We start from the raw sequence: 503 nt of genomic DNA, 5'->3' as shown, positions 1-503 counted from the left end.
CCCAGGTGGAGCGGGTAGTCGCACGCTTCGGCGAGCTGCCGGTACGCCTCGATCATCACGACCGGGTCGTTGTGCTTGACGGAGATCTTGATGTCCCGGAAGTCGTGCTCCTCGAAGAGGGACGCCTCCCACAGGGCCGACTCGACCAGGGCCTCGGGGGTCGCCTTGCCGTACTTCTGGAGCAGACGGCGGTCCAGGGAGCCCGCGTTGACGCCGATCCGGATCGGGGTGCCGTGGTCCCTGGCGGCCCTCGCGATCTCCTTCACCTTGTCGTCGAACTGCTTGATGTTGCCGGGGTTCACGCGGACGGCGGCGCAGCCCGCCTCGATGGCCGCGAACACGTACTTCGGCTGGAAGTGGATGTCCGCGATGACCGGGATCTGCGACTTGCGGGCGATGGTCGCAAGAGCGTCGGCGTCGTCCTGGGTGGGGCAGGCGACACGGACGATCTGGCAGCCGGACGCGGTCAGCTCGGCGATCTGCTGGAGGGTGGCGCCGATGTC

General features: G+C 68.0%; 1 protein-coding gene. It reads right to left on the bottom strand.

The genetic code is table 11. The features are described 5' to 3' along the window. The coding region (locus tag AQI88_RS42450) for a flavodoxin-dependent (E)-4-hydroxy-3-methylbut-2-enyl-diphosphate synthase (protein WP_159050625.1) at positions 1-503 on the bottom strand (503 nt) is incomplete at both ends.

The sequence above is a fragment of the Streptomyces cellostaticus genome (genome assembly GCF_001513965.1).
GTDB lineage: Bacteria > Actinomycetota > Actinomycetes > Streptomycetales > Streptomycetaceae > Streptomyces > Streptomyces cellostaticus.
The sequence above is the reverse complement of the archived record's forward strand: the minus strand, read 5'-3'. Positions and strand labels throughout refer to the sequence as shown.